A 15,678-nucleotide genomic window follows, 5' to 3' on the forward strand; every position below is an offset into this window, starting at 1 on the left:
CGAAGCGCCTGCGGATTGATGGACTTCCCTAGTGCCGCGCAGGGAAACGCTGGGTTAGAGTAAAGAACAACACAAGGTAGACAACTTATGGCGAAAAAAGCGCCGCGCCGTACAGCAGAGCGGATCCTGGAGGTCACCCTGGACCTGTTCAACCGCTTTGGCGAGCCCAATGTGTCGACCACCCTGATCTCCGCCGAGCTCAACATCAGCCCAGGCAACCTGTACTACCACTACCCCGCCAAAGACGAGCTCATCAACTCGCTGTTTGACCGCTATGAGAAGTCCCTGAGCGAACTGCTCAACGCCAGCGACGGCGTGCGCGATGTGGAAGACGCCTGGTTTTTCATGCACACGCTGTTCGAGCTGATCTGGCAATACCGCTTCCTGTACCGCGACCTCAACGACCTGCTGAGCAAAAATCGCCGGCTCGAAACGCACTTCCAGTGGGTCCTCAAAAACAAGACCCGCGCCGTGAAAGCCCTGCTGGACGGCATGAGCCGTACCGGCGCCGTGGCGATCGATTCGCGCGAGGTCGAAGCCACGGCCACCAGCATGGTGGTGGTGCTGACGTACTGGCTGAGTTTTGAGTACGTGCGCGACCCGCGCAACGCGCTGGAGCCGGCCAACGCGCAGGCCGCACTGCTGCGCGGCGCGCACCACGTGCTCAACCTGCTGATTCCCTACCTCGAGCAAAGCCAGCGCGCGCATTTGCAGGCGCTGGTGGGCGCCTACAGCAACCCGGCTTGAGTTCCCTCAAAATGCCGAATACATAACACCAACAATTTTTACCAAGGAGACAACAAAAATGGCCAAATGGACTGCCTTTCCCCACGCCGGCGACTACACATTTGATGCCGCCAGCCTGAAAAAGAGCTGGACCCGGCTGCACCAGGGCGACTGCGAACCGCTGCCCAAGGATGCCGATGTATTGCAGGCCTGGGTGCTGTTTCATAACGGTGATTTCCAGAAGGCCGCAGAGGCTGGCACCAAGGCCGGCGGGGACGGCATCACGGTGGCCAATAAGGCCACCAGCATGTACGCCACCTACCTGGAAACCAAGGAAAAAGCCAAGCTGGACATGTTCATGGAAGTCGCCGCGCGCGCCGAAGCCCAGCAAAAGAACGACCCGAAGAACGCCAACGCCTGGTACTGGCAGGCCTACGCACTGGGCCGCTACAGCCAGGGCATCAGCGTGGCCAAGGCGCTGGCCCAGGGCCTGGGAACCAAGGTGAAGAACTCGCTGGAGCAGGCCATCAAGCTCTCCCCCAAACACGCGGACGCGCACATTGCGCTGGCGGCCTTTCATGCCGAAGTGATCGACAAGGTGGGTTCACTGATCGGCGGCATGACCTACGGCGCCAAAAAAGACATCGGCCTGGCGCTCTACAAGGACGCGCTCAAGCTGAACCCGGGCTCGGCCATCGGCATGATCGAATACGCCAATGGCCTGGTCATGCTGGAAGGCGACAAGAGAATGAAGGAAGCGACCAAGCTGTACGAGCAGGCCGCAGCCAGCAAACCGCTGGACGCCACCGAACGGCTGGACGTGGAGATGGCCAAGGCCGAGCTCGAGGACTGAGCCGGCACCGCCGCCTCATCGCAAGCACGCCCGGCAGGGCCCCGCGTCGCAAGGCGTGCGGGCCCGGCCTGCTTTGCTATTATTTTGATAGCTCCTCGCACACATAACCATTGGGCTAGCGGCCAAATTGATGCTCAAAAACGAGCCAAAAGGCCTGCAGGGAGCTTTCTGGCAGTGTTGTAGATGGCGTTTTGGCGATTTTCTGGCCTGGCAGGCCGTTTTGAGGTGTTTTTGGGCATTAAAAATGCCTGCAGCCCATGAGGAATCTGCGCGAGCAGCTATTAAAAGCATAGCAACAACAGTGCCGACCGGTCCTCGCCTCACACCGTCACATCGCGTCACACGCCTGCCCGGCGGCATGTACAAGGCCAGCGGCTCAGCCCTTCACACCCGCCGTGCCGCATCCCCCCACGGCTTGCCCCGGTACCACGCATGCCGGGCCAGCCGCAGCATGGGCTTGTCGCCGGAGGTATCACCATAGGCATACAGGGTGACGCCGCCCAGCGCCGTTGCTCCAAAGCGCGCCAGCGCCCAGGCCTGGAGGCGCAGCACCTTTTGCTCGCCGTGACAGTTGGGTGTGCGCATGCGGCCGGTGAGGCGTTCGCTCTCGCCCTCACCCACCACTTCCATTTCGGTGCAGAGCAGCGCGTCAAACCCCAGCTGCAGTGCGACCACCTGCAGGTAGATGTCGGGCGACGCGCTCACCATCACGCAGCAATGCCCGGCTTCGCGGTGCCAGGCCAGACGCGTCATGGCGTCTTCGCGCAACTGGCCCGGGAAATCGTGGGCGAGCCAACGGGCTGTCCAGTCCTGCATCTCGGCCAGGCTGCGGCCGGCCAGCGTGGCCTGCATCAGCCTGCCCTTGGCGACATGGTTGGGCACCAGGCGCAATGCATAGCCGGCCAGCCAGGGAAAGCAGCGCACCAGGGCCCATAGGAACCGCGGCCAGCCCAGGCCGCGAGCCAGGAAGACCGTGAGGGTGTCGCCGCGGGTCAGCGTGCCGTCGAAGTCAAAGGCGGCGACAACGGGCACGGCCCCTTCAGCATTCACCTCGGGCATCGCACCTGCCCGCAGTAGCGCACGCAGAACGGGCAGCCCGTCATGGGCAGCCACGAAGGGATGTTGAAGTAGCGCTTGAAAATCGTGCCCAGCACGCCTTCGCGGTAAGCCTGGTAATTAAAGCCCGTGCCTTCGACCGCGTAAAAGGGAACGCCGTCCTGCTCGAAGCTGAGCACACGCACCGACTCGAAGTAAGGTGCAAACTCCTCCAGCCTCGGTTTGCCGGTGACGATGACACGCACCGTCTTGCCCTGGTAAAGCGAAAAATCAACCAGCATGTCGTCCTGGCGCGCATGGAACTTGCCGACGCCGAACACCGGCATGTACTCGCGGCGTTCGAAACCGAAAATTGATGCGGGCGTGTAGGCCTCGCCCATCAGCACCACACCGGGCGCGCTGACTTGCTTCAGCATCTCGGCGGTCTTGTAGCTGCGGATGATTTGGGGATAAAGCCGGGTGTCCTTCCAGTTGTCGAGCGAGGTCATGTAGAGCCCCGCCACCACCAGTACGTGCAGGCCGGCAAACACGGCCAGCCCCTGGGCGCACGCCTTGAGCCTGTCAGCCGGCAAGGCAAACGCCAGGAAGGCAAAACCAAAAGGGTAAAACGACAGCACCCAATGCAGGCCAATGATTTTCCTGGTCGACAGCAATGCAAAAAACACCAGCGGCACCACCACCAGGCAAGCCAGCAGGCGCTGGCCTCGCGCGGCAGCCAGCAATGCATGGCGGTAGCGCACCGCCATCCAGAGCGCGGCAGGCGTGATCAGGTAGGCCATCATGCCGATGTAGGTCAACGGCTTGCGCCATTCAAACACCGCGCCTTCATTGCGGTTGTAGACGTTGAACATGATGTTCGACCAGCCGTGCGACATGTTGTAGGCGATGTTGATGGCCGGGCCGGGCAAGGCGCACAGCACCAGCAGCGCAAAACCCGCGAACCGTTCACGCCGGTACAACACAAAGTAGACGAGATAACTGAAGCCGAGCACCACCGAGAAGTACTTCGAAAGAAAGGCACAGCCCAGAAAGAGGCCCGACAGGGCGTAGAGCCCGCAGGCGGCGCGGTCCAGCTGCGGCCGGCGTTCGGCGCGCATCAGCGCGGCCACCGAGAGCACCGACCAGAAAATCAGCGGCGTGTCGGTGGTGATCAGGACGTTGAGCCAGTTCAGCGGCGCGAGCCAGAAAAACAGCACAGCCCAGGCCGCACGCACGCGGTCAACACCTTTGAGCGCCCACCACAGCGCTCCGCCCAGCGCCAGCGGCAGCAGCACGATGGGCAGGCGTATCGACCAGAGGGTGTCGCCCAGCGTGGAACGCATCAGCGCGATCAGCCAGCCAACCATGGGCGGATGGTCGGAATACCCCCAGGCGGGGTACACCCCCCACCAGTAAAAAAAGGCCTCGTCGCCGGTGACGGGGAAGGTGACGGAAATCCACAGGCGCAACAGAAGCGAGAGCAGGCCGGCGGCCAGCAGCCAGCGGCTCAGCGTGACGGGGAAGGCGGCGGTGTCTTGGTTCTGGGGCATGAAACTGGGGAGAACTGGGAGAACTGGGGGAAAGAACGGGTAGGTCGGGCGGCTCGGCACGTCGCCGGGGAAGGCCAGGAAAGAAGGCCCGCAGGGGCTAGCGAAAACTGATTTCCTTGCGGATGGCCGCACTATAAAGCAAGGCCACCACGCCAATGGCGACGGCCAGCCACAGCGTGAGCAGCCGCACCATCACCGTGATGGACAAGGCCGCAGCCGGCGTAGCGCTTTGCACCACCAGGAGGCCGGTCAGCACGGCTTCGGTGCCGCCCAGGCCGGCCGGCAGGGCCGACAAGGCGCCGGCCACCATGGCCACCGCGTAAAAGCCAGTGGCCGTCAACAGCTCAAGATGGACATTCATCGCACGGCAAATCAGCCAGACCGCCAGGCCCTGCGCGGCCCAGGCCGCCAGCGTGAGGCCAAACCACAGCCAGGGCCGAACCGACAGGCAATACCAGGCCTCTTGCAGCCAGGGCAGGCTCGCGAAGACCCGGTCCCGGTGTTTGAAGAGCAGGCCCGCAACCGCCAGCAGCAACACCACAGCGACCGCTAGCAAAGCGCTTATCAGCGTGGACACAGCCTGTAGCGCGCCGTGCCCCAAGACCCAACCCAGGGCCGGCAGGCTCAGCAGCAACAGGCACAGCAAATCGGCCAGCCGCTCGGCGCCGAAGATCGCCAGGCTTTGCGCGGTGCCCAGCGGTTGCTGCGCCAGCATCAGGCCGCGCACCGCTTCACCCACATTGCCCGGCGTGGGGGTGAAGGCATAACCGGCCAAGTACAGCCGCAATCCCTGCAGCCAGCCGAAGTGGCGCCCAAAATGAGCCATCCAGAGACGCCAGCGCAGGCCGCGCAGCAGGTAATTGAGCAGGCACAGGCCTGCGGCCTGTGCGCCCGTCCAGGACCACAGCAGCGCGAGCGACGTGCGGGGGCTGTCGCCCCAGAGCAGTAGCACGACCGCATAAGCGGTGGCTACCACGCCGAGTACCAGCAAAAGCCGCTTGAACGGCAAGACGCCCTGCGCTGGCGGCGAATCGCCCTCGGGGATCACAACCAGCGGCTCAGGAAGATAGCCAGCCAGAGCACGCCGGCGGCCAGGATCCACGGATCCCGCAGCATGTCGCGCGCCACGTCTTCGCCATGGCCGCGGTGCACCTGGTAGGTGTAGCGCAGCATGCCGAAGATCACCACCGGCACGGTGTAGAGCAGGCGTTCGCCGTGTTGCAGCTGCGCTTCGGGGCTGGTGGCAAACAGGCTGTAGGTGGTCAGCGTGGCCGTCATGGTCACAGCCATGAAGGTGTCGAGCAAGGCCGCCGGGTAGTGCGCCAGCACGGCGCGCTGGCTGGCTTCTTCATGAAAGCTTTCGGCCTTGCGTTTGGAAAAACCGAGGAACAGGGCCACAAAAATGCCGGTGAGCAGCAGCCAGCGCGAAGGCGGAATCCCCACCGCCACGGTGCCGGCCAGCAGGCGCAGCATGAAGCCCGACGCAATGATGGACACATCGACCACCGGCACCTGCTTGAGCCGCCATGAATACGCCAGGTTGAGCGCCGCGTAGAGGGCCAGCAGCACCAGCAGCGTGCGGTTGCCCGCGGCCAGCAGCAGGCCGGCCACCAGCAACAGGCCCGCCAGCACCAGCGCCACCGGGGCGGCGACCGCACCGCTGGCCAGCGGCCGGTGGCGCTTGGTGGGGTGCAGGGCGTCGCTCGCGCGGTCATGCCAGTCGTTGATGATGTAGACCATGCTTGAGAGGCAGCAGAACGCGGCAAAGGCGTAAAACACGCGCAGGTCCAGCGCGGTGTCCTGCCAGCTCTGGCTGAATACCAGGCCGGCGAACACAAAGACGTTTTTGACCCATTGGTGCGGCCGCATGAGCCGCACCAATGCAAGCAGGGAAGAGAACAAGGAAGGGGACAGGGAAGACATCAGGATGGGCAAAAACGCCCCGTAGGAAAGCGACGTTGAAGCATACCTGACGGGACGGCGCCAGATATCCGGGAATCCGGCCAAAATAGGCCATCGCTTCCTTGTCTTTTTCCGTGCCTTTCCTTCCACACTCCCGGCCCCTACCTTGACCTCACATCCTTCTTCGTCTCCTTCTTCACCTTCTTCTGTCTCCCCCCGCGCCCTGCAGCTGGTCCAGACGCTGGTCCGCATGAACACGGTCAGCCACAACTCCAACCTGGCGCTGATTCATTTCGTGCGCGATGAGCTGCAAAAGCTCGGCGTGACCAGCCGCATCACCACCAATACCGACAAGACCAAGGCCAACCTGTTCGCCACGCTGGGTGAAGGCAAGCCGGCCGGCATCATCCTTTCGGGCCATACCGACACGGTGCCCTGGGACGGCCAGGACTGGACCCTGGACCCGTTGTCAGCCACGGTCAGTGACGGCCGGCTCTATGGCCGCGGCAGTTGTGACATGAAGGGTTTTATTGGCCTGGCACTGGCCCACGCCGAGGGCTTTCTGAACAGCCCGGCGCCTTTTGCGGTGCACCTGGCACTCAGCTACGACGAGGAAGTCGGCTGCCTGGGCGTGCGGGAGCTGATCGCCGACATGAAAGACGCGGGCATCGCGCCGCTCGCCTGCATCATCGGTGAGCCAACGAGCATGGTGCCGGCTACCGCGCACAAGGGCGTGTACCGCTACAAATGCTGTGTGCGCGGCAAGGAAGCGCACTCTTCGCTCACACCGCAATCCGTCAACGCCATCGAGATGGCGGCGCGTGTCGTCGGCAAGCTGCGTGACATGGCCGACGGTTTCGAAGCGAACGAGCCGCGCTATGAAGGTTTCGACGTACCCTTCAGCACCGCCAGCGTCGGGCAGTTCCATGGCGGCATTGCCGACAACGTGGTGCCGCGCGACGCGGAGTTCCGCTATGAATTCCGCAACCTGCCCACTGCGGACGCAATTCTTATGCAAAGAGAGCTTGTCGCCTATACGGAACGGGCACAACCAGCTATGAAAAAGATAGCGCCAGACGCCGGCTTCAGTTTTGAGACGATTTGTGAAGTGCCGGCCTTCCTCGGCTCCGCCAGTGACGCGGTGACCCAACTGGCCCAGCGCCTGGCCGGCACGAAAGAAACCACGCTGGTCGCTTTTGGCACCGAAGCAGGCCTTTTCAAGAACGCCGGTATTCCCACCGTGGTCTGCGGGCCCGGCAGCATCAACCAGGCGCACCAGCCCGATGAATTCGTGAGCCTGGAACAGCTCTCGCGCTGCGAGGACTTCATGCAAGGCTTGGCGAACACCAGCGAGCTTCGCTAGAGGCTGGCTTTCGCGCAGGCCATCGCGGAACCGGCTTTGCCGGGCCGCAGGTGGCGCCCCCTTAGAGGGAGGCGGCCGCAGGCCGCTTCGGGGGGTTACGTCCGTATCCGGCCGTCACCGGTCAGCATGGACAGCTCCACGAAGTGGGACGCCACATGGTCGGTCGGGGAGAACGTCACGGAAAAGCCGCCCAGCGACTGGTTGCCCATTCCCTCCAGGCCCGCAATCAGCGATTCGCGGCTCATCTTGGCGCCGCCGCGCTTGAGGCCGTCCACCAGCACCTTGGCGGCCACATAGCCTTCCATGCTGGAGAAATTGACCTGCGCGTCCTTGCCAGCGGCCTTCACCGCATCGGTAAACTCGCGCACGATCGGCCGCGCTCCGTTGTAGGGCGAAGGCATGACCTGCGACACCACCACACCGGCGCCATCCTTGCCCAGCTCATCGGCGAGCGCCTGCGTACCGACAAACGATACGTTGTAGAACGTCCCGCCGTAGCCGGCCTTGCGGGCTTCACGGATGAACGCGGCGCAAGCCTTGTAAGCGCCGATCTGCACCACCGCATCGGGACCTGCGGCCACCAGCGTGGCGACGGCCTTGGCCACGTCCACCGTATTGCGCTCGACTGTCGCCAAAGCCACGGGCTTGAGGTTTTGCGCACCCAGGGCCAGCGTGACACCGTCCAGCCCGGCCTTGCCGTAGGCGTCGTTCTGGTAGAACACGGCGATTTTTTTCAGTCCCAGGGCGGTCAGCTGTTTGACGATGAGGCCGGTTTCGTCGTTGTAGGAAGCGCGCACATGGAAGGCATACCTGTTGAAGGGTTCACGCAGGGCCATGGCACCGGTGAACGGCGCAATGAACGGGACTTTCTCCTTGATGGCCATCGGCAGGGCAACAACGCTGGTGGGTGTGCCGATATAGCCAAACAGCGCAAACACATCGCCGTCAATCAACTTGCGGGTATTTTCGGCGCAGCGGGCGGGCTCGTAGCCGTCGTCCAGGTTGCGGATTTCAATCAGCCGCTTGTTGACGCCACCCTGTTCGTTGACCTGGTCGAAGTACACCTTCGCACCCTGGTAGAACTGGATACCCAGCTGCGCGGCCGGGCCCGTGAAGGGGGCTGATTGGCCGAGGATGATTTTGTCGCTCTGCGCGCGGGCCAGGTTGAAGCCGGCGAGCATCGACGCGCCGGCAACGACGGAAAATTTTCTGCGCGTGAGTGTGGGGATAGATGTGGTTATAGAGGTCATTGCTTCATTCTCGCAACACACCTTACAAGTTGGTTACCGGCTTCGTAACAGAAGGCAACCTCGTGACATCAATCACTGTTTCAGAGCGCTATGAGCCCCTCCCGGCGTTGTTTTAGGCCCTAAATTCAGGAAACTGCCAGCTTTAAGGCTGCAGCCCCCGCCTTTCAGGCCTACTCCCGCACACGGCCTGTAGCATCGATGAGGCTCAGCTCCACCAGCTTGGAACCCACGCGGTCCCCATCAAAGTGAACGCGAAATCCGCCCAGGTTCAGCTCCTGCATGGTGTCCAGCGCCTTGCGCAGTTTGGCGCGCGTCGGGTCCTTTCCGGCCTTGCGCAGGGCCTCGGTGTAGGCCCAGGCAGCGATATAGCCTTCAAGCATGTAAACATTGGACTTGCCCAGCTTGGCGTTTACGGCATCGGCCTGTAATTCACGCACCAGGATGCTCTTGGCGTTGTCTGATTTGGGTGTGACACGCACCACCACCACCCCCGCGCCAGCCGCGCCAAGCTGCTCGGCCAGCAGGCTTTCGCCTGTGCTGGAAAAGCCGTAAATCGGCCCGCGAAAGCCCTTGGCCCGCAAATCCCGTATCACGCCGGCAGCACCGGGTGCGTCGCTGATGACGAGCACCGATTCCGGCTTTTTGGCGAGCACCTGGTCAACGCTGCCGCCCGACAAGGCCGCCTTCGCCACCAGGTTGGCGCCCAGGCCGCCCATCGTGCGTTCGGCGGAGTCCAGCGCCGCCAGCGATTCGGCATCCTTGCCGTGCAGGATGGCCAGCTTGCGCATGCCCAGGGTTTCGGCATGCTTTGTGATCACGGCGGCTTCTTCCGAATACCCGGGCCGCACCGAATACACATTGGGGTAGAGCGAGCCGCGCAACTCGTCGGCGCCGGCCATGGGAGCAAACAGCAGGATGTCGGTGTCCTTGAGCAGCGGGTTGACCGCCGTGACCTGCGGTGAGCCGTAGTAGCCGAACAGCGAAAACACCTTCTGGTCCAGGAGCTTGCGGGTATTGGCCGCAGCGGTCTCAGGGTTGCCCGCATCGTCGAGCGTGGTCAATTCGATCTTGCGGCCGTTGACGCCGCCGCCCGCATTGACGCGGTCAAAATAAAGGCGCGCGCCTTGCGCAAACGGCATGGCCAGCGTCGCACCAGGGCCCGTCATGGCCAGAGACTGCCCCAGCGTGACGGCCGTCTTGCTGACGCCGTCCTGGGCCATGGCCCCTGCCGCCATCAGGGCGGCGAGTGCCGCTACCATGGTGATTCTGGCGGCGGCGCGGAATGGCCGCATTCCGTTCATTGTTGTTGTCATGATGTGTCTCCCCGTGATCCAGCGATGAGGACCAATATAAAGTTGAACCATGAGCAATACCATCAGCATCTCCCCTAGCACGACGGCCGAACCTGACAGCGGGCTGAAGCCCGCCGCGGTGCAGGTGCTGGGTGCGTGCCCGCACGACTGCCCCGATACCTGCTCGCTGCTGACGACGGTGGAAGGCGGTGTCGCCACCCGTGTACAGGGCAACCCTGGCCATCCCCATACCGGCGGCGTGTTGTGCAACAAGGTCTCTCGCTACACGGAACGCACCTACCACCCCGAGCGCCTGCTGCATCCGCTCAAGCGCAGCGGGCCCAAGGGCAGCGGCCGCTTCGAGCCCGTGAGCTGGGAGGCCGCACTGGCCGGCATCGCGGCACGCCTGAAACCCATCGCTGCGCGCAATCCCGAAAGCATCGTGCCCTACAGTTATGCCGGCACCATGGGCCAGGTACAGGGTGAGAGCATGGCCGGGCGCTTTTTCAACCAGCTGGGTGCCTCGTTGCTGGATCGCACCATCTGCGCGTCGGCGGGCAGCGAGGGCCTGACGCAAACACTGGGTGGCAAAGTCGGCATGCGGGTGGAGTTTTTCGCCGAATCCAAACTCATCATCATCTGGGGCAGCAACTCCATCGGCAGCAACCTGCATTTCTGGCGCTACGCACAGCAGGCCAAACGAGACGGTGCCAGGCTCGTCTGCATTGATCCGCGCAAAAGCGAAACCGCCGAAAAATGCCACGAACACATCGCCCTGCTGCCCGGCACCGACGCGGCGCTGGCACTCGCCTTAATGCACGAACTGATCACCCACGATTGGCTCGACCACGACTACATCGCGCAACACACCCTGGGCTGGCAGGGCCCGGAAGGCGGGTTGCGCGAACGTGCGCTGCAGTGGCCGCCTGAGCGCGCGGCCCAGGTCTGCGGCGTTCCTGTGGAACAGATCCGCTCGCTGGCCCGCGACTATGGCGAATGCATGCTGAAGCGGCAACCCGCAGCGATCCGCCTGAACTACGGCATGCAGCGCGTGCGCGGCGGCGGCAACGCGGCACGCGCAGTGGCATGCCTGCCCGCGCTGACGGGCGCGTGGCGGCACCGTGCCGGCGGCGTGCTGCTGAGCAGCTCGGGCCTGTTCCCGATCGACAAAGCCGCACTGCAGCGGCCCGACCTGCTCAAGGGCCGCCAGCCGCGCACCATCAACATGAGCACGATTGGCAACGCGCTGCTTGAGCCCGCATCAACGCAGTTCGGCCCGAAGATCGAGGCGTTGATCGTCTACAACAGCAACCCCGTGGCAGTGGCCCCCGAATCCGGCAAGGTGGTGCAGGGTTTCGCGCGCGAAGACCTCTTCACCGTGGTGCTGGAGCACTTCCAGACCGACACCGCCGACTACGCCGACTACATCCTGCCGGCCACCACACAGCTGGAGCACTGGGATGTGCATGCTTCCTACGGCCACACCGACGCGTTGCTGAATCGCCCGGCTATCGTGCCGATGGGCCAAGCCAAGCCCAACACGCAGATCTTTCGCGAACTCGCCGCTCACATGGGCTATACCGACCCGTGCTTTGCCGAGAGCGATGAATTGCTCTGCCGTGCGGCCTATGGTGACAAGGTGGACTTCCAGCAGCTGCTGGACAAGGGTTTTGCCACCTTGAAGCTGCCTGATGCGCCGTTTGCCGAAGGCAACTTCCCCACGGCTTCGGGCCGCTGCGAATTCTTCAGCGCGCGCCTGGCGGCGGACGGCGCGGACGGCTTGCCCGACCACGTGCCCAACCATGAGCCCGTGGGCTCGTCCACGCAGTTCCCGCTGGCCATGATCTCGCCGCCGGCGCGCAACTTCCTCAACTCCAGCTTCGTCAACGTCAAAAGCCTGCGCGACATCGAGACCGAGCCCGTGCTGGAAATGCACGCCGATGACGCCGCGCTGCGCGGCATTACCAGCGGCGCCATCGTCAAAGTCTTCAACCAGCGCGGCGAATACCGCGTGAAAGCCGAGGTCTCCACACGGGCGCGCCCAGGCGTGGTCAATGGCCTGGGCATCTGGTGGCGCAAGCTGGGCCTGGACGGCACCAACGTCAACCAGCTCACCAGCCAACACCTGACCGACATGGGCCGCGGGCCGGTGTTCTATGACTGCCTGGTCGAGGTGCAGCGCGAAGCTGAGGCTGCCTGAGATTCACGTGAAGCCCATCACGGTCAAAAGAAACCGCGCCGCGGCGCTGGCTGTTGCATTGGCCTTGCTCGGTCTTGCGGGCTGCGCCGACCTGGGCTACTACTGGCAGTCCGTCAGCGGCCATTTGCAGATGCTTAACGCGGCCCGACCTGTGGATGAATGGCTGGGCGATGCCGAAGCCTCCGGGCAACTCAAGACCCGGCTGGCGCTGGCACAGCGGATCCGCAGTTTTGCCGTGACCGAACTCAACCTGCCCGACAACCCCAGTTACCGCCGGTATGCCGACCTGCGCCGCAGCGCTGTGGTGTGGAACGTGGTGGCGGCGCCGGAGTTTTCGCTCACGCTCAAAACATGGTGCTTCCCGGTGACGGGCTGCGTCGGCTACCGCGGTTACTTCAACGAGGCCGACGCCCGCGCCGAAGCGGAGCGGCTCAAGGCCGAGGGCCTGGAGGCCAGCGTCTATGGCGTGCCCGCCTACTCCACCCTGGGCTGGATGAACTGGGCCGGCGGCGACCCTTTGCTGAACACCTTCATCGGCTACCCGGAGGGCGAACTGGCGCGCTTGATCTTCCATGAACTGTCGCACCAGGTGGTGTTTGCAGCGGGTGACACGATGTTCAATGAATCGTTTGCCACCGCTGTCGAGCGCCTGGGCAGCGAGCGCTGGCTGGCCACACAGGCTGGTGACGATGCGCGCAAGGCTTACGCCGTGTTTGACGGGCGGCGCCGGCAGTTCCGGGCGCTGGCGCTGGCCACACGCCGCGAATTGGCCGCCGTTTATGAACAAAAAGATGCCGCAGCCCAATCAAAATCTGCGCAAGCAGCTACCAAAATGATAGCGTACCAGCGTTTTCGTGACGCCTACGCTGAACTCAAGGCGTCATGGGGCGGCTTCGCCGGCTATGACCGGTGGGTGGCGAATGCCAACAACGCCTCATTTGGCGCACAAGCCGCGTACGACGACCTGGTGCCTGGCTTTGAAGCGCTGTTCGAACGTGAGGGCCGTGACTGGCAACGGTTTTATGATGCAGTGAAAAAGCTGGCCCGCCTTCCCAAGGATGAGCGGCACAAGGCACTTCAAACGAACAACACCGACAACAACACGGAGACCCCGAATGGCTGACATCCAGATCCAGCGCGAACACACCCTTGGCCTTGCGGAGGCGCGCAAGATCGCCTTCAAATGGGCCGAGCAGGCCGAAGAAAAGTTCGACATGGAGTGCACCTATGAAGAGGGTAAAACCGAAGACCTGGTCAGCTTCACCCGCTCGGGCGTCAGCGGCACCCTGACCGTCACCAAAGACCGCTTCGAACTTGAGGCCAGGCTGGGTTTCCTGCTCGGTGCGTTCAAGGACAGGATCGAGGAGGAAATCGTGAAAAACCTGGACACCCTGATCGCAAAGAAGCCCGCGCCGAAGAAAGCCGACGCAAAAAAGAAGCCCGCGACGAAATGACTGCCTCTTCGGGTCCCTTGACTGGCCTGAAAGTGGTGGAGCTGGGCCAGCTCATCGCCGGGCCATTTGCCGCCAAGACACTCGCCGACTTTGGCGCCGACGTCATCAAGATCGAAGCGCCCCGTAGTGGTGACCCGCTGCGCAAATGGCGGCTGCTGAAAGACGGCACCTCGGTGTGGTGGCAAGTCCAGTCGCGCAACAAGCGCTCGGTGGCGCTTGATTTGCGACAGGTTGAAGCGCAGGACATCGTGCGCAAGCTCGCTCTAGACGCCGACGTGCTGATTGAAAACTTCCGCCCCGGCGCGATGGAGGGCTGGGGCCTGGGGCCTGATGAGTTGCTGGCCCTCAATCCCCGGCTCATCATGCTGCGCATCAGCGGTTACGGCCAGACCGGGCCCTACCGCGACCGCCCGGGTTTTGGCGTGGTGGCCGAAGCCATGAGCGGCCTGCGTCACCTGACCGGCGAGCCCGGCCGCGTGCCGGTGCGCGTCGGCGTCAGCATAGGCGATACGCTGGCCGCGCTGCACGGCGTGATCGGCATCCTGCTGGCGCTGCAGCACCGCCATGCCTCGGGCAAAGGTCAGGTCGTTGACGTGGCGCTGTACGAAGCTGTTTTCAACTGCATGGAAAGCCTGCTGCCCGAATACAGCGCTTTCGGCGCAGTGCGCGGCCCGGCCGGCAGCGCACTGCCCGGCATTGCACCCAGCAACGCCTACCGCTGCAAGGATGATGGATACGCGTTGATCGCAGGCAATGGCGACAGTATTTTCAAGCGCCTGATGACGGTGATGAATCGCCAGGACCTCGCCACCGATCCGGCCCTGGCAGACAACGCCGGCCGCGTGGCGCGCGTGCAGGAAATTGACGCCGCGATTGGGCAATGGACGGCGGGACTGACGGTAGAGGAAGTGCTAGAAGCGCTGGAAGCCGCCGAAGTACCCGCAGGAAAAATCTACACCGTGGCCGACATCGCCGCCGACCCGCATTACGCCGCGCGCGGCATGCTGCAAAAAGTGCGCATGGACGACGGCTCGGAAATCGCCGTGCCCGGCTTTGTACCCAAGTTGTCAGCCACACCCGGCAGCCAGCATCGCAATGCGCCCGCGTTGGGCCAGGACACCGATGCGGTATTGCGTGAGATTGGGTTGACGGAGACGCAGATCGGTGTGTTGAGGGAGCGTGGGATTGTGGGGTGAGAGACCAGTTGCTACGCTATTGATACCCTGCAAAGGAAAATATGCTCAAGTACGTTTGGTTGTTGGTGCTCGCAATTCCGCCTTGGGCGGCCGCGGAATTTGATGCTCCGAAATGGCTCGTGGCGATTGCGGTTGCTCCATTTCTTCTTTTCGCCATGACTCTGGGGGATCCGGACGAACATCTGCTTGGAGAGTCATCGACGAAATTCCGCAAGGGGGCGCTTGTAGCCATAGTTGCAGGCGGCCTCGTCTTAGGCAGCATTCTCTTTATCCTGTGGCGGGTGTTCTTTCCAGGCGCGTAGGCCAGGACTGTTTGTCGTCAAGCCAAGCAATAGCGACTGTGAGCCAACGCAGAAGATGACCAGCCCTTCAATCGAAAGGGCATGTGTCGGCAAGGTGGCTCATGCACCTCGCCTCAAACGGTACCGAAGACACATCAGCGCCGACCAAAAACCAGCCGGACACTGATTGGTCCATCAGCTCAAAGACTCAATCAAATCCACATACTGCTGCATCGCATCGTCCTGCGACGTGCCCTTGAGGTTGTTCCACGCGTCCCATTTGGCACGGGCCACCATGTCGCCGAAGCCGGGCTTCTTTTCAGTGTTGTCGCCGATGCTGCCCTGCTTGTAGAGCGCGTAAATCTTCAGCAGCGTCGCGTTGTCAGGGCGCTCGCTGAGGTTTTTCGAATCGGCCATGGCTTTGTCGAAGGCGGCTTTCAGGTCTGACATGAGGGATCTCCGTTTTTAGAAGTGGGTCACCAATGAAGGTGCTTGGGGTAACTGCCCGGTATCTTAGCGAGGCCGTTGCTTGCAAAATAGGGAAGTTACCCCATCCGGGGTGAGTTCGCATCAGTT

The 15,678-nt window shown here is 63.0% G+C and carries 15 protein-coding genes; 8 read left to right on the forward strand and 7 right to left on the reverse strand.

What is annotated here, in order from left to right; all coding sequences use genetic code 11:
- Nucleotides 1-87 precede the first annotated feature (87 nt).
- Both ACQ4MS_RS06290 and ACQ4MS_RS06295 read left to right on the forward strand, forming a co-directional pair.
- Nucleotides 88-747 carry a TetR/AcrR family transcriptional regulator gene (locus tag ACQ4MS_RS06290; RefSeq protein ID WP_431098475.1) on the forward strand — a complete coding sequence of 220 codons (660 nt, stop codon included), beginning with the start codon at nt 88-90 and terminating at the stop codon, nt 745-747.
- A gap of 58 nt (nt 748-805) precedes the next feature.
- Entirely contained in the window at nt 806-1,579 is a 774-nt protein-coding gene (locus ACQ4MS_RS06295) for a tetratricopeptide repeat protein (RefSeq protein ID WP_431098476.1), read from the forward strand.
- Between the two features lie 384 nt (nt 1,580-1,963).
- Here ACQ4MS_RS06295 and ACQ4MS_RS06300 read toward each other — a convergent pair whose 3' ends face one another.
- The 4 genes from ACQ4MS_RS06300 to ACQ4MS_RS06315 all read right to left on the reverse strand — a co-directional run bounded on the left by ACQ4MS_RS06300 (nt 1,964) and on the right by ACQ4MS_RS06315 (nt 6,087).
- Nucleotides 1,964-2,611 (reverse strand): HAD-IB family hydrolase, encoded by a 648-nt coding sequence (locus ACQ4MS_RS06300; protein WP_431098478.1) that lies wholly within the window; start codon nt 2,609-2,611, stop codon nt 1,964-1,966.
- Between the two features lie 14 nt (nt 2,612-2,625).
- On the reverse strand, nt 2,626-4,164 hold the full coding sequence (locus ACQ4MS_RS06305; protein WP_431098479.1) for an ArnT family glycosyltransferase: 1,539 nt from the start codon (nt 4,162-4,164) through the stop codon (nt 2,626-2,628).
- A 97-nt stretch (nt 4,165-4,261) separates the two neighbouring features.
- Nucleotides 4,262-5,266 (reverse strand): lysylphosphatidylglycerol synthase transmembrane domain-containing protein, encoded by a 1,005-nt coding sequence (locus ACQ4MS_RS06310; protein ID WP_431098481.1) that lies wholly within the window; start codon nt 5,264-5,266, stop codon nt 4,262-4,264.
- Nucleotides 5,209-6,087 carry a decaprenyl-phosphate phosphoribosyltransferase gene (locus ACQ4MS_RS06315; protein WP_431098482.1) on the reverse strand — a complete coding sequence of 293 codons (879 nt, stop codon included), beginning with the start codon at nt 6,085-6,087 and terminating at the stop codon, nt 5,209-5,211. Before ACQ4MS_RS06315 ends, ACQ4MS_RS06310 begins: the two co-directional genes overlap by 58 nt.
- Nucleotides 6,088-6,232: 145 nt before the next feature.
- Between ACQ4MS_RS06315 and argE the strand changes: the two genes are divergently transcribed.
- Nucleotides 6,233-7,429 carry an acetylornithine deacetylase gene (gene argE / locus ACQ4MS_RS06320; RefSeq protein WP_431098483.1) on the forward strand — a complete coding sequence of 399 codons (1,197 nt, stop codon included), beginning with the start codon at nt 6,233-6,235 and terminating at the stop codon, nt 7,427-7,429.
- Nucleotides 7,430-7,524: 95 nt separating this feature from the next.
- Here the strand turns inward: argE and ACQ4MS_RS06325 are convergent, their stop codons facing one another.
- Entirely contained in the window at nt 7,525-8,679 is a 1,155-nt protein-coding gene (locus tag ACQ4MS_RS06325; RefSeq protein WP_431098484.1) for an ABC transporter substrate-binding protein, read from the reverse strand.
- A 170-nt stretch (nt 8,680-8,849) separates the two neighbouring features.
- On the reverse strand, nt 8,850-9,992 hold the full coding sequence (locus ACQ4MS_RS06330; protein ID WP_431098486.1) for an ABC transporter substrate-binding protein: 1,143 nt from the start codon (nt 9,990-9,992) through the stop codon (nt 8,850-8,852).
- Nucleotides 9,993-10,041: 49 nt separating this feature from the next.
- Here ACQ4MS_RS06330 and ACQ4MS_RS06335 point away from each other — a divergent pair, with 49 nt between their 5' ends.
- The 5 genes from ACQ4MS_RS06335 to ACQ4MS_RS06355 are packed head-to-tail and all read left to right on the forward strand — an operon-like array spanning nt 10,042 to nt 15,123.
- Entirely contained in the window at nt 10,042-12,171 is a 2,130-nt protein-coding gene (locus ACQ4MS_RS06335; protein ID WP_431098488.1) for a molybdopterin-containing oxidoreductase family protein, read from the forward strand.
- 7 nt (nt 12,172-12,178) lie between these two features.
- The gene (locus ACQ4MS_RS06340; protein WP_431098489.1) at nt 12,179-13,294 is read left to right on the forward strand and encodes an aminopeptidase; all 1,116 of its coding nucleotides are present in this window, start codon (nt 12,179-12,181) and stop codon (nt 13,292-13,294) included.
- Nucleotides 13,287-13,625 (forward strand): polyhydroxyalkanoic acid system family protein, encoded by a 339-nt coding sequence (locus tag ACQ4MS_RS06345; protein ID WP_431098490.1) that lies wholly within the window; start codon nt 13,287-13,289, stop codon nt 13,623-13,625. Before ACQ4MS_RS06340 ends, ACQ4MS_RS06345 begins: the two co-directional genes overlap by 8 nt.
- On the forward strand, nt 13,622-14,821 hold the full coding sequence (locus tag ACQ4MS_RS06350) for a CaiB/BaiF CoA transferase family protein (protein WP_431098491.1): 1,200 nt from the start codon (nt 13,622-13,624) through the stop codon (nt 14,819-14,821). The genes ACQ4MS_RS06345 and ACQ4MS_RS06350 overlap by 4 nt, the downstream gene beginning before the upstream one ends.
- A 41-nt stretch (nt 14,822-14,862) precedes the next feature.
- A complete protein-coding gene (locus tag ACQ4MS_RS06355) occupies nt 14,863-15,123 on the forward strand; it encodes a hypothetical protein (RefSeq protein WP_431098492.1) in 261 nt (86 codons plus the stop codon).
- A gap of 174 nt (nt 15,124-15,297) precedes the next feature.
- On the opposite strand, the gene ACQ4MS_RS06360 is transcribed toward ACQ4MS_RS06355, so the two are convergent.
- Nucleotides 15,298-15,552: an acyl-CoA-binding protein gene (locus ACQ4MS_RS06360; protein ID WP_431098493.1), complete on the reverse strand. Its 255-nt coding sequence runs from the start codon at nt 15,550-15,552 to the stop codon at nt 15,298-15,300.
- Between the last annotated feature and the right edge of the window lie 126 nt (nt 15,553-15,678).

The organism is Polaromonas aquatica, from assembly GCF_050626995.1.
In the GTDB taxonomy this organism is placed as follows: Bacteria; Pseudomonadota; Gammaproteobacteria; order Burkholderiales; family Burkholderiaceae_C; genus Polaromonas; species Polaromonas aquatica_A.